The 13127-nt window shown below is 65.0% G+C and carries 13 protein-coding genes; 8 read left to right on the top strand and 5 right to left on the bottom strand.

The window, feature by feature from the left end; genetic code table 11:
• The first annotated feature begins 62 nt into the window (after positions 1–62).
• From ACVIGA_RS34270 to ACVIGA_RS34260, 3 genes are all read left to right on the top strand, one after another.
• Complete coding sequence (locus ACVIGA_RS34270; RefSeq protein ID WP_212311182.1) at positions 63–980, top strand: LysR family transcriptional regulator; 918 nt, start codon at positions 63–65, stop codon at positions 978–980.
• A gap of 122 nt (positions 981–1102) precedes the next feature.
• The gene (locus tag ACVIGA_RS34265) at positions 1103–2353 is read left to right on the top strand and encodes an allantoate amidohydrolase (protein WP_456669490.1); all 1251 of its coding nucleotides are present in this window, start codon (positions 1103–1105) and stop codon (positions 2351–2353) included.
• 30 nt (positions 2354–2383) lie between these two features.
• Positions 2384–3292 carry an NAD(P)-dependent oxidoreductase gene (locus tag ACVIGA_RS34260; RefSeq protein WP_456669489.1) on the top strand — a complete coding sequence of 303 codons (909 nt, stop codon included), beginning with the start codon at positions 2384–2386 and terminating at the stop codon, positions 3290–3292.
• A 170-nt stretch (positions 3293–3462) separates the two neighbouring features.
• On the opposite strand, the gene ACVIGA_RS34255 is transcribed toward ACVIGA_RS34260, so the two are convergent.
• Positions 3463–4539 (bottom strand): tartrate dehydrogenase, encoded by a 1077-nt coding sequence (locus ACVIGA_RS34255; RefSeq protein ID WP_456669488.1) that lies wholly within the window; start codon positions 4537–4539, stop codon positions 3463–3465.
• A gap of 170 nt (positions 4540–4709) precedes the next feature.
• On the opposite strand from ACVIGA_RS34255, the gene ACVIGA_RS34250 reads away from it, so the two are divergent.
• Positions 4710–5486 carry an SDR family oxidoreductase gene (locus ACVIGA_RS34250; protein ID WP_229164382.1) on the top strand — a complete coding sequence of 259 codons (777 nt, stop codon included), beginning with the start codon at positions 4710–4712 and terminating at the stop codon, positions 5484–5486.
• Positions 5487–5583: 97 nt separating this feature from the next.
• Here the strand turns inward: ACVIGA_RS34250 and ACVIGA_RS34245 are convergent, their stop codons facing one another.
• Entirely contained in the window at positions 5584–6435 is an 852-nt protein-coding gene (locus ACVIGA_RS34245; RefSeq protein ID WP_456669487.1) for an alpha/beta hydrolase, read from the bottom strand.
• A gap of 88 nt (positions 6436–6523) precedes the next feature.
• Between ACVIGA_RS34245 and ACVIGA_RS34240 the strand changes: the two genes are divergently transcribed.
• Entirely contained in the window at positions 6524–7948 is a 1425-nt protein-coding gene (locus tag ACVIGA_RS34240; protein ID WP_456669486.1) for an amidase, read from the top strand.
• Between the two features lie 119 nt (positions 7949–8067).
• Here the strand turns inward: ACVIGA_RS34240 and ACVIGA_RS34235 are convergent, their stop codons facing one another.
• The gene (locus tag ACVIGA_RS34235; RefSeq protein WP_223970730.1) at positions 8068–8700 is read right to left on the bottom strand and encodes a TetR/AcrR family transcriptional regulator; all 633 of its coding nucleotides are present in this window, start codon (positions 8698–8700) and stop codon (positions 8068–8070) included.
• Between the two features lie 346 nt (positions 8701–9046).
• Complete coding sequence (locus ACVIGA_RS34230) at positions 9047–9793, bottom strand: SDR family NAD(P)-dependent oxidoreductase (protein WP_223970729.1); 747 nt, start codon at positions 9791–9793, stop codon at positions 9047–9049.
• A gap of 114 nt (positions 9794–9907) precedes the next feature.
• Between ACVIGA_RS34230 and ACVIGA_RS34225 the strand changes: the two genes are divergently transcribed.
• On the top strand, positions 9908–10528 hold the full coding sequence (locus ACVIGA_RS34225) for a TetR/AcrR family transcriptional regulator (protein WP_375779822.1): 621 nt from the start codon (positions 9908–9910) through the stop codon (positions 10526–10528).
• 60 nt (positions 10529–10588) lie between these two features.
• On the opposite strand, the gene ACVIGA_RS34220 is transcribed toward ACVIGA_RS34225, so the two are convergent.
• The gene (locus ACVIGA_RS34220) at positions 10589–11290 is read right to left on the bottom strand and encodes a haloacid dehalogenase type II (protein ID WP_456669485.1); all 702 of its coding nucleotides are present in this window, start codon (positions 11288–11290) and stop codon (positions 10589–10591) included.
• A gap of 278 nt (positions 11291–11568) precedes the next feature.
• Between ACVIGA_RS34220 and ACVIGA_RS34215 the strand changes: the two genes are divergently transcribed.
• Positions 11569–11775, top strand: a complete 207-nt coding sequence (locus tag ACVIGA_RS34215; protein WP_016842874.1) for a ferredoxin — start codon at positions 11569–11571, stop codon at positions 11773–11775.
• Positions 11776–11848: 73 nt separating this feature from the next.
• Positions 11849–13075, top strand: coding sequence for a cytochrome P450 (locus tag ACVIGA_RS34210; protein WP_456669484.1), 1227 nt, complete (start codon positions 11849–11851; stop codon positions 13073–13075).
• The last annotated feature ends 52 nt before the right edge of the window (positions 13076–13127 follow it).

The following is a 13127-nucleotide window of genomic DNA, read 5'->3' as shown; positions in this document are numbered from 1 at the left end:
TCTAATCGTCCTTTCTAATCAAAATCGATAAATAGGATTTATCGATCGGGGATATGCTTCCAATGACGGACTTCCGCTCGATCGAAACCTTCCTCTGGGTCGTCAAGCTCGGCAGCTTCCGCGGTGCCGCCCAGCGGCTCAACACCACCCAGCCGGCGATCTCCCAGCGCATCGCCCAGCTCGAGCGCGAGATGGGCGTCAAGCTGTTGAACCGGGATCATCGAGTGGCCTCGCCGACGCCGAGCGGACGGCTGATGATGACCTACGCCGAGAAGCTGATCGGCCTGCGTTCGGAGATGATGGCGGAGGTCGGCGACCGTTCGGCGATGCGCGGCGCGTTGCGGCTCGGTGTCGCGGAGACCATCGTGCACACCTGGCTGCCGCGGCTGGTCAAGAGCGTCAACGAGATCTACCCCAATCTGTCGCTGGAGATCGAGGTCGACATCACGCCGAACCTGACCCCGCGGTTGCTGGCGCAGGAGATCGAGCTCGCCTTCGTGCTCGGACCGGTCTCGGCGTCCGGCGCGCACAATCATGTGCTATGCGATTACCCGATCGGTTTCCTGGCGAGCCCGTCGCTCGGTCTCGGCCCCGGCCCGGTGGCGCGGCGGGATCTGGCGCGGTTTCCGATCATCACGTTTCCGCGCAAGACCCAGCCCTATGAGACCGTACGCGCATTGTTCAACGCCCCCGATCTGCCGCCGATCCGCCTGCACGCCTCAACCTCGCTCGCGACCGTGATCCACATGGCCAATGAGGGCCTTGGCATTGCGGTGATTCCGTCGGCGATCGTCGAGAACGAGCTCGCCGACGGCCGCTTGCAACTGCTCGATACCGACCTCAAGCTGCCGCCCCTCACCTTCACCGCGAGCTGGCTCGCCTCCCCCGATGCGGTCGCCATCGAGCGTGTCGCCCATCTCGCCAGGCAGATCGCGCAGGCGAGCGTGGCGGTTGACGCGATGGAAGCGGCGCGCCATTGAACCAGTGCCGGATAATCAAACGTCATTCCGGGGCGGCTCGAAGAGCCGAACCCGGAATCCCGAGATTCCGGGTTCGATGCTGACGCATCGCCCCGGAAAGACAGCTGAAATGGACTGACGACATGAGCCGAGCCGCCACCAACCTGCAGATCGATTCCGCCCGCCTCTGGGGCACCATCCACGAAACCGCGCAGTTCGGCGCAACGCCAAAGGGCGGCGTGCGGCGGCTGACCCTCGGCGCCGAAGACAAGCAGGTGCGCGACTGGTTCCGCAAGGCGTGCGAGAACGCCGGCCTCGAGGTGCAGGTCGATGCACTCGGCTCGATGTTCGGGTTGCGCAAAGGGCGGGATATGTCGAAGCCGCCGATCGGCGTCGGCTCGCATCTCGACACCCAGCCGACCGGCGGCAAATATGACGGCATCCTCGGCACGCTTGCCGGGCTCGAACTGGTGCGCACGCTCAACGATGCCGGCATCGAGACCGAGCTGCCGATCTGCATCTGTAACTGGACCAACGAGGAAGGCTCGCGCTTTGCGCCGGCGATGATGGCCTCGGCCGCCTATGTCGGCGATTTCACCACCGACGACATTTTGTCGCGCAAGGACGCCGAGGGCGTCACGGTGGCGCAGGCGCTGGACTCGATCGGTTATCGCGGCGATGCCCCGGTCGGCCGCCAGAAGTTCACCAGCTTCGTCGAGCTGCATATCGAGCAGGGCCCGATCCTCGAGGCCGAAGGCAAGACCATCGGCGTGGTCGATTCCGGCCAGGGCGTGTTGTGGTACGACGGCAAGATCACAGGCTTCGAGAGTCACGCGGGCTCCACTCCGATGCCGCTGCGCCGCGATGCGCTGGCGACGCTGTCGGAGATCGTGCTGGCGATGGAAAGCATTGCGAAGAAACATGGCCCGAAGGCGGTCGGCACCATCGGCGAGGCCGTGATCGCATCGCCCTCACGCAACGTCATTCCCGGCGAGATCGCCTTCACGGTGGATTGCCGCAGCGCCGATGCAGGGATCATGGACGCGCTGGATCGCGATCTCCGTGCCGCGGTTGCCGAGATCGCCGCACGGCGCAAGGTCGAGGTTCAGCTTGATCTCGTCTGGCGCAAGGCGCCGACGCATTTCGACCCGAAGCTGGTCGACGCCGTGGAGAACGCGGCCCAGCAACTCGGCTATTCGCACCGCCGCATCACCTCCGGCGCCGGCCACGACGCCTGCAACCTCAACACCGTGATGCCGGCGGCGATGGTGTTCGTGCCCTGCAAGGACGGCATCAGCCACAACGAGCTTGAAGACGCCACGCAGACCGATTGTGCCGCCGGCGCCAACGTCCTGATGCATACGGTGCTGGCGCTCGCCGGCGTCGCATCCTGATCATCCCTTCTTCCTTCAATGGAGGCTTTCGTGCGCGCAGTGTTTGTCGACGCCAATGAATCGCTCGCTGTCATCACGGAGCGGCTGGAAAAGCCCGGCGATCCCCGGATGCGGATCAACCGCAACCCGGACATCAAGTCCGAGGACTATCCGGCGGTGCTCGACGGCGCCGAGATCGCGGTCGTCGATCACACCGCTCTGCCGACCGACATCGCGAAAAAGTGCGCCGGCCTGAAGCACGTCGTGTTCCTCGGCACCGGCGCGCGCAGCTATATGAATCCGGAAGAGCTCGCGGAGCTCGGCATCTCCGTGCATCTGATCAAGGGTTATGGCGACACCGCGGTTGCGGAATCCGCGATCGCGCTGATGTGGTCGTCGGCGCGGGTGATCGCGCAGATGGACCGCGAGATGCGCGCCGGCAACTGGCTGCGCGAGGACGGCATGCAGCTCACCGGCAAGACCCTCGGCCTGGTCGGCTTCGGCGGCATCGCCGCCGAAGTCGCCCGCATCGCGCTCGGCAGCGGCATGAAGGTGATCGCCTGGAACCGGTCGCCCAAGAGCCATCCGGGCGTCGAGTTCACCGAGCTCGACACCGTGCTGGCGAACAGCGACGTGGTCTCGCTCCATCTCTTGCTGAACGACGAGACCCGCGGGATGATCGCGCGCGAGAAGATCGCCAGGATGAAGAAGGGCGTGGTCCTGATCAACACCGCCCGCGGCGCCATCGTCGACGAGCAGGCGATGATCGATGCACTCAACTCCGGCCACATCCGCCACGCCGGCCTCGACGTCTACAACATCGAGCCGCTGCCGAAGGATCATCCGCTGACGAAGATCCCGAACGTGACGCTGTCGGCGCACTCCGCCTTCCGCACGCCCGAGGCGAGCCAGAACCTGATCCACGCGGCATGGGAGCATTGCCGCAGGATCGTGAAGTAATAATTATCGACGTCGTCCTGGACAAGCGAGCGTAGCGAGCGCGATCCAGGACCCATTACCACCGGCCTGTGTCATCGCGCAGGGCGGTGGTCAGACCTATCAAGCCAACAAGCACTCGGGGTAATGGGTCCTGGCTTTCGCCAGGACGACCCCGTGGTTGACAACGCAGCCTAATCCACCATCTCCGCCACGGCCTTGCCGCAGGCCGTGGTGTCGGCGTTGCCGCCGAGGTCGCGGGTGCGCAGCGTGCGTTCGCCGAGCGTGCGCTCGATCGCACCGACAATGGCGGCTGCTGCCTGTTTCTCGCCGAGATGCTCCAGCATCATCGCGCCCGACCAGATCATGCCGATCGGGTTGGCGATGCCCTGGCCTGCAATGTCAGGCGCCGAGCCGTGCACCGGCTCGAACACTGAGGGGAAATTGCCTTCCGGATTGATGTTGCCCGACGGCGCGATGCCGATCGTGCCGGTGCAGGCCGGACCGAGGTCGGAGAGAATGTCCCCGAACAGATTGGAGCCGACCACGACGTCGAACCAGTCCGGATGCAGCACGAAGTTCGCGGTGAGAATATCGATGTGGTACTTGTCCCACTTCACGCCCGGATACTTCTTGGCCATCGCCTCCACGCGCTCGTCCCAATAGGGCATGGTGATGGAGATGCCGTTCGACTTGGTCGCCGAGGTCAGATGCTTCTTCGGCCGCGACTGCGCCAGATCGAATGCGAATTTCAGGATGCGATCGACGCCGATGCGAGTCATCACGGTCTGCTGCGTGACGAACTCGCGGTCGGTGTCCGGGAACATGCGGCCGCCGACCGAGGAGTATTCGCCCTCGGTGTTCTCGCGCACCACCCAGAAATCGATGTCACCGGGCTTGCGGTTCGCCAGCGGCGACGGCACGCCGGGCATCAGCCGCACCGGACGCAAATTGACGTACTGGTCGAACTCGCGGCGGAACTTGATCAGCGAACCCCATAGCGAAATGTGATCCGGGATCTTGGCCGGCCAGCCGACCGCGCCGAAATAGATCGCGTCATGCTTGCCGATCTGGTCCTTCCAGTCGGCCGGCATCATCTCGCCGTGCTTCTCGTAATAGTCGTAGGAGGCGAAGTCGAAATGATCGAACTTCACGTCGACGCCGTGCTTCTTTGCCGCCGCCTCGATGACCCGCAGGCCCTCCGGCATCACTTCCTTGCCGATGCCGTCACCGGGAATGACCGCAATCCGATACTGCTTTTTGCTGCTCATCGAGAACACCCTTGTGATTTGCCCGGCCGGCAATGCCGCCTATCCTGATGGTCCTGCAATGGACCAAACTTCGCGAGAGCGCAACGCTGCAGTGCAGTGTTGACCGCGGCGCGACCCTGCCCCACCAATTTCGCTGACATCCCGTTCCTCATACCAAAGCGAGACATCCCATGGATCTGCATCTGCGCGGCAAGCGTGTCCTGATCACCGGCGCCTCCAAGGGCATTGGCGCGGCCGCCGCCGAAGCCTTTGCCGAGGAAGGCGCCAATTTGCTGCTCGCCGCCCGCAACGGCGAGCAATTGAAGGCGCTGGCCGAACGGCTGCGCTCCGCGCACCAGATCGATGCCGCGATCAGCGTCGTCGACCTGCGCAAATCCGAAGATCTGGCGCGATTGGCAAAAGAGGCTGCCGACATCGACATCCTCGTCAACAATGCCGGTGACATCCCGGGCGGCTCGATCGACAAGATCGACGAGGCGACCTGGCGGCACGCCTGGGAGCTCAAGGTGTTCGGCTATGTCAATTTGACGCGCGCGATCTATGCCCAGATGAAGGCGCGCGGCGGCGGCGTGATCGTCAACGACATCGGTGCGGCGGGCGAGAAATTCGACGCCAATTACATCTGCGGCAGCGCAGGCAATGCGGCGCTGATGTCGTTCACCCGCGCGCTCGGCGGCAAGAGCCTCGCCGACAACATCCGCGTCGTCGGCATCAACCCCGGCCCTGTGGGCACAGACAGACACGTCACGCTGCTCAAGACCCGCGCCAAGAACCAGTTCGGCGACGAGAACCGCTACAAGGAGTTCCAGAAGGGCCTCCCGCTCGGCCGCCCCGCGCACGCGCGCGAGATCGGCGACCTGATGGCGTTCCTTGCGTCAGATCGCGCAGGCTACACGTCGGGTGTGATCTACACGGTGGACGGCGGGCTGACGTCGGGGTGGGGTTAGTTCCCACCACGTCATTGCGAGCGAAGCGAAGCAATCCATGCGCCGGCATATGCGGAGCGATGGATTGCTTCGTCGCTTCACTCCTCGCAATGACGGCCTAGTCGGCCGTCCGCTCGAACAACTGCCGGATCAGCGTGGTGACGCGCCCCTGCGGCGCCAGCATCTCGTGCATGATCGAGAAGTGGTCGGCCCCCGCGATCTCCTCATAGGTCACCGGCAAGCCGTAACGGGCGCGATGGCCGGCGAAATCGGCGGTCTGCTTGCGCAGCAGCGGCAGTTCGGCGCTGCCGACCACGAGCGACAGCGGCTTTGCCGTGCCGCCTTCCTGCATCATGGGCGAATTGCGTCGCGAGGCGGCCTCGTCGAGCCTCAGCTTCTCGTTGAGGTAGGAATGCCTGATCGGCTCGAGGTCATAGATGCCCGAGATCGCCATGCCGGCCCGGACATGGGCGTTCGACAGCGCCATCGACGTCAGATGTCCGCCGGCCGACCAGCCCGACACCACGATGCTTTCGGCAGCGGCACCGAGCGCGGGCAACTGCCCAGCCAGAAAATCGATGCCGGCGTGAATCTCGGCGACGATGTCATCGAGCGTCGCATCCGGCGCCAGCGTGTAGCCGATCAGGGCCACATTGATGCCGTGCGCCATCGGCCCCTCGGCGAAGATCGTGAACACCTCCTTGGCGCGGGTTTGCCAATAGCCGCCGTGGATGAACAGCAAGGTCGGCGCGCCGTCGCGCGCTTTCAGGAAATCGATCCGGTTGCGCTCACGCGAGCCATACCGGAGGTCGAGATGGTCGGGATGTTTCTGCCGCATCGCCGCGGAGCGCTGCTCCCAGCCGGCGGCCATCTCGGCGCTGCCCTTGACGGCAACACCATTGTTCAAGCCGAGGTCCCGCTCCTGCTGGCTCATCGCGCGCCAGTCCAGCGCGGAAAACAACGCTGCCATCCCTGCCTCTTCGGTTCTCGTCGCATTGCCACGACGGCAGGAAATGTTCTACAGCACAAGGAAACAGAAGACATAGGAGCAACGGTGCATGGCTGATCAGGGCTTGGTGAAGGAAACGGCGTGTGCCGTCGTCGAGAAACTGAAAGCCGGCGACGTCACGCCGCTCGACCTGCTCGATGTGCTGGAAAAGCGCATCGCCGAGGTCGACGGCAAGGTCAACGCGCTCCCGACGCTCTGCTTCGACCGCGCCCGCACCCACGCCAAGGCCCTTATGCAGAAGCCGGCCAGCGAACGCGGCCTGCTTGCGGGTCTTCCGGTCCCGATCAAGGACCTCACCGCCGTCTCCGGCGTGCTGACCACGCAGGGCTCGCCGATCTTCAAGGACAATGTCCCCGCGAAGTCGGACATCCTGGTCGAGCGCCTCGAGCAGAACGGCGGCGTGATCTACGCCAAATCGAACACGCCGGAATTCGGCGCCGGCGCCAACACCTTCAACGAGGTGTTCGGCCCGACCCGCAATCCCTGGGACACGTCGCGCTCGGCCGCCGGCTCCTCGGGCGGTGCCGCGGCAGCGCTGGCCAGCGGCACCGCGTGGCTCGCCCACGGTTCCGACATGGGCGGCAGCTTGCGCAACCCGGCGAGCTTCTGCGGCGTCGTAGGCCTCCGGCCGTCGATCGGCCGGGTCGCGCAGACGCCGAAATTCGGCGTCGACCGGACGCTCGGCCAGCAGGGACCGATGGCGCGCAATGTCGAGGACCTCGCGCTGCTGCTCGACGCGATGAGCGGCGAGCATCCTGCCGATCCGCTGTCGCTGCCGGTGCTGCCGACATCGTTCCTGTCGGCGACGCGGTCGGGCAGCAAGCCGAAGCGCATCGCCTATTCGCCCGATCTCGGCATCACGCCTGTCGATCCCGAGGTCAAGGCGGTGACCCGCAAGGCCGCGGAGCGTTTCGCGGAAGCCGGCGCGATCGTCGAGGAGGCGCATCCCGACTTCCGCGAGGCCCATGAATGCTTCCACGTGCTGCGCGCGTTCGATTTCGCGATCAGCAAGGCCGAATTGCTGCGCACCAAGCGCGACCTGCTCAAGCCCGAAGTGATCTGGAACATCGAGGAAGGGCTGAAGCTCACCGTCGAGAAGCTCGAACGCGCCGAGGCGCAGCGCGTCGCGATCACCGCGCGTGCGCTCGAGTTCTTCGAGCGATACGACCTGCTGCTGGCGCCCGCGACCATCGTGCCACCATTCCCGGTCGAGAACCGCTATGTCGCCGAATGCGACGGCAAGAAGTTCGACAATTACGTCGAATGGCTCGGCATCGTCTACGCGATCACGCTGGCCTGCTGCCCGGCGCTGTCGCTGCCCTGCGGCTTCACCGCGTCTGGCCTGCCGGTCGGCCTGCAGATGATCGCCAAGCCCCGCGCCGAGGCGCAGCTTCTGGCCGGCGCGAAAGTGCTGGAGGACATTCTGGGCGTGCGCGGCACCACCCCGATCGATCCGCGCGCGCCGAGATCCTAACCCTCTACTTCGTCATTGCGAGCGAAGCGAAGCAATCCATTGTCACCGAGCGCACAGAGCGATGGATTGCTTCGTCGCGTCGCTCCTCGCAATGACGGGGTAAGCAACTCGCGAGCGTCCTACGCCTTTTCTTCCGTCGCATGCAGCGCGGCGGTGAGTGCGAGCTTGGTCTGCTCGACGATCTCGTCCATCAGCTCCTCGCGGCTGATCTGGCCGACCTCGCCGGTGAGCAGGCCCTGCTCGGCAAGCATCACGATGCCGTGCAGCCCGGCCCAGATCTTCAGCGCCTGCCGCTCGCGCAACAGCCCGACGGCCGGCGCCTCGAACGACTCGATCAGCAGCGCCAGCGTTTCCATCGCCGCGACGTGCAGCTCGCTGCCGACAGGCGCGCAGGCCATGGTTCTGGACGCGAACATCAAGCGGTAGATGCCGTGGCGCTCGAGCCCGAAGGCCAGCGCAGCCTGGGCAAAGCGCGACAGTTTCGAGGCGTTGCCGGGCTGCGCGATCGCCTCGCGCATGATCACGTTGAACTGCCGGAACGCTTCCGCGGTCACCGCCTCCAGCAGCGCTTCGCGGTCAGCGAAATGCCGATACGGCGCCGGTTGCGAGACGCCGAGCTGCTTGGCCAGCGCCTTGATGCTGATCGCTTCGGGGCCACCGAGCTCGACCTCGCGCAGCGCGGCCTGGATCAGCGCCTCCCGGAGGTCGCCATGGTGGTAGGTTTTGAACGACTTACGAACGATTTGTCCCATCGAAATGCTGATCACCGGTCGGCCAAGCTAAAGCGGATACGCCACAATAGCGACATCGGGCGTTCAGGTCACTTCCATCCGCGGACGAGACGTCCATTGGCAATTAACCGCGAAATCGGCAAGCGCGTCCATTAGAAAGTCTATCAAGATCACCCGGGGACTCCGACTTGCTTAACGGGTTCCCAGCCGGGGTCCAGGCGGCCGAAGGGCTCGGGATTCCGCACGCGAGACGGCCATCATGCCCGGCCGCCTGCGACGATGCGGATCGTAACCGTAGGGTCGCGGGGCCAGCACGGGCACCAGGCCGAGGAGCGCGCAGGGCAACGCGCTCCTCGCTCCAACGTCGTCAGGCGTTGGCGCCGCCGTCGACGGTGAGACCGGCGCCATTGATCGAGCCGGCTTCGGGACCGGCGACAAACGCGACCAGGGCAGCGACGTCATCGGCCTTGCCGTAGCGCTTGATCGCCATGCGCGCGCGCTGCGCCTCGGCCTGCTCGCCATCGGCCGGGTTCATGTCGGTGTTGGTGGAGCCGGGATGGACGATATTGACCGTGATGCCACGGCCGCCGAGGTCGCGGGCCAGGCCCTGGGTCCAGGCAATCAACGCCGACTTGCTCATCGAATAGAGGCTCATGCCGGCATCGGGCACCCGGCTGGCGAGGTTGCTGCCGATATTGATGATGCGGCCGCCCTCGCCCATGTGGGCGACCGCGGCCTGCGATGCGACCACTACCGCCCGCACGTTCACGGCCAGCGTGGCGTCGATATCCTCCAGCGTGACGGCATCGATCGAGCCGCCGCCGCGGAAGATGCCGGCATTGTTGACCAGGATGTCCAGACCGCCGAACGCCTTGGCGGCTGCGTTGACCGCGTCGCGCACGGCGCTGGCGTCCGCGCTGTCCGCCTGCAGCGCCAGCGCACGGCGGCCCTGTTTCCTGATCTCAGCTCCGACCGTTTCGGCGCGATCCGCCGAGCGTTCATAGGTGATGGCGACGTCGGCGCCTTCGGCGGCAAGACGCCTGGCGATGGCTGCACCGATGCCGCGGCTGCCGCCGGTGACGAGGGCTCGTTTTCCCTGCAGGGACTGGGTCATGTTCGGCTCATTCGTTGGTGGCGATATATCTGTAACGATCGACACAGAATTAGGAAGCTTGCGCCGGCGCGTCAAGTGAATTATTTAGTGATCGACACAGAAATGGACGGACCGATGGCTGAGCGTGGCCGCCCCCGGAATTTCGACAAGGACGCCGCTCTGGCGCGCGCGATGGAAGTGTTCTGGCTGAGGGGCTATGAGGGCGCCTCGATGGCTGACCTCACCTCGGCGATGGGTATCGCCTCGCCCAGCCTGTACGCTGCCTTCGGCAGCAAGGAGGACCTGTTCCGCAAGGCGCTCGACTATTACGTGGCGAGCGAAGGTGGACTGATCTGGGGTGCGGTGGCCGAGACGCACACCGCCTATCAGGCCGTGGAAACCTTCCTGATGCAGACCGCGCGCGTCTTCACCCGCCGCTCACGCCCGCCCGGTTGTCTGGTAGTATTGTCGGCGCTGCATCCGAACGAACATTCCGAGACCGTGCGGCGCGAACTCGTGCAGCGGCGCGCGCAGGCGGTGACCGAGCTGCGCGAACGTCTGCGCCAGGGCGTCGAGCGTCGCGAGATCTCACCCGCGGCCGACCTTGACGCGATCGCCCAATACTACATCACGGTGCAGCAGGGCATGTCGATCCAGGCGCGCGACGGCGCCACCCGCAAGCAGCTCGAGCAGATCGCAGCCGCCGCCCTCGCCGCCTGGGGCCCGCTCACCGCGCCGACGGCGCGCAAGCATTAAGGGAGCGCGTCTCCCGGGAGTGCATCGGCTCGTTCAACGCCCATCCGGTTCTCTCGCGAGCTACATCCAGCCGGCTTCGGAAAGAAATCCCGGAACCTGATCGAGTGCGGCGGCAACCTTGTTCGGGAAGTAATCGGGCAACGGCTGACGGCCCGTGCCGCGGTCAATCCAGATCGCTCGGAAGCCGAGATCGCGGGCCGCGGCGAGGTCGAGATGCGGGCTGGCGCAGATATGGACGAGCTGCGGCTTGTCGATTCCGATCGACGCCCAGGCGTATTCGAATGTTTCGCGGGATGGCTTGTAGGCGCGGGCCTGCTGCGCGGTGATGACCTGATCGATGTGCCCGCCAAGCTGCGCGACGTTCCCGGCGATGATCGCATCGTCGGTGTTCGAGATGATCGCCAGCTTGAAACCCGCGGCCTTCAGACGGCCGAGCGTGGCGACGACTTCCGGAAAGGGCGGCATCTTGCCGATCGACGAGGTCAGGATCTCCGCACCGTTCGGATCCGAGGGCAGTGACAGCTCGGTCATGGCGGCTTCGAGCGCCCTCGCCGTCACCTCCCTGAACGACAGATGCGGTCGGCTCCGCTCGAGGGCATGTTCGTGCCGATCAAACACCGAGATGAACGCGCGCGGCTCGATCTGCGATCCGGAGCGGGCCAGAATTCGATTGGTCGCCGCGATCAAGCCCTCATCCCATTGGATCAACGTCCCATAGCAATCGAACGTCAGCCAGTCCGGACGCGGGCCAATGAGTGTCATCGCAAATCCCCTCCACCCTTCCGGCGAAGTTGACGCCTCCTCACGTCATTTGGAAATTAAATTCCCCAATGACTTCGATCGAATATCCAAATGACGAGACCCGGCGGTGGGACGCACGCAGTTTTCGCTTGACGCGCAAGCACGACGATAATGTAATATGCTATAACTTGGCGAGCCGGCTAAAGCGCCGGCCGCCCAAGCAAGCTGGACTTGCATAAACTAAGATGAGGAACCCGGCGCGCTCCACCTGTGCGCCAGAGCCGAGGGAGAGTGCTTGCATGTCCAAGCTCAGAATCCGCGTCGACCAGGACAAATGCCAGGGTCACGCCCGCTGCAAATCGCTCGCCCCCGAACTGTTCGAGCTCGACGAATACGGCAACGCCCATGAAGTCGGCGACGGGACCGTTCCGGCCGGGCTCGAGGACAAGGCCTGGCTCGCGCAGACCAATTGCCCGGAAATCGCGATCGAAGTCACCGAGGAATAGCAGCTGGCAGGGATGGCCGCGTGCCTCCCGTTGAGCCGACCAGCATTTGATCGAACGAGAAGGAAACGAGCCGATGTCCGATTCCCCGTCCGCAAGCTTTCTGCCCGAGCATCCCCCGGTCACCGATTGGGTCCATGATTTCGACCATACCGATCCGGTCTGGACCGACGACCCGTTCCCGATCTGGGAGACGCTGCGCGCGGCCTCGCCGGTCGTGCATACCGAGCGCTTCCTCGGCTGCTACATGCCGACCACCTATCAGGCGGTGAAGGAGATCGCCTACGACACCGAGCACTTCTCCTCGCGCCGCGTCATCGTGCGCGATGTCCGCCCCGAGATCTCCGCCCGTGCACCGCCGATCACCTCCGATCCGCCGGAGCACAAGCCCGCCAAGCAGGTGCTGCTGCCGCCCTTCACGCCGGACGCGATGAAGCGGCTGGAGCCGCGGGTGCGCGCGATCTGCAACGAGCTGATCGACGAATTCATCGCCGATGGCCATTGCGACGCCGCGGCGCGCTACACCAAGCACATCCCGGTGCGCGCCATCGCGCACATGCTGGGAATTCCCGAGAAGGACGGCGACCTCTTCATCAAATGGATCCACCAGATCCTCGAGCTCGGCATCAAGGACGAGAACGAGATGATGAGCGGCGTGCGCGAGATGACCGGCTACTTCATGGCCCATCTCGAGCAGCGCAAGCTTGAGCCCGGCGACGATCTGATCTCGCAGCTGCTGCGAGCCAAGGGCCCCGGTGGCCAGCCGCTGACCGACGAGCACGTGCTCGGCTCGCTGCGGTTGCTTTTGATCGCCGGCATCGACACCACCTGGAGCGCGCTCGGCTCCTCGCTCTGGCACCTCGCCAAAACGCCCGCCGATCGCGAGCGCCTGGTCGCGGAGCCGGCGCTGATCCCGACCGCGATCGAGGAATTCCTACGCGCCTATTCGCCGGTGACAATGGCGCGCGAGGTGATGAAGGAAACCACGATCTCCGGTTGCCCGGTCAAGGCCGGCAACATGGTGCTGCTGTCGTTCCCCGCGGCCAACCGCGACCCCGCCATGTTCCCGGATGCGGACAAGGTGGTGATCGACCGCAAGGAGAACCGCCACGCCGCCTTCGGCCTCGGCATCCACCGCTGCGTCGGCTCCAACCTGGCGCGGTTGGAGATGCAGGTGGCGATCGAGGAATGGCTGAAGCGGATTCCGGATTTCCGCCTCGACCCGGCCGGCAAGGTGACCTGGTCCGAAGGCACGGTGCGCGGCCCGCGTCAACTGCCCGTTCTGTTCGGCAAGAACGCCTAAGGGAACAGGACAGCAGTTACATCGCACCAAGCAAATGAGGTAGGTTGCCCCG

This window comes from Bradyrhizobium sp. USDA 3240 (assembly GCF_054063295.1).
The sequence above is the reverse complement of the archived record's forward strand: the minus strand, read 5'-3'. Positions and strand labels throughout refer to the sequence as shown.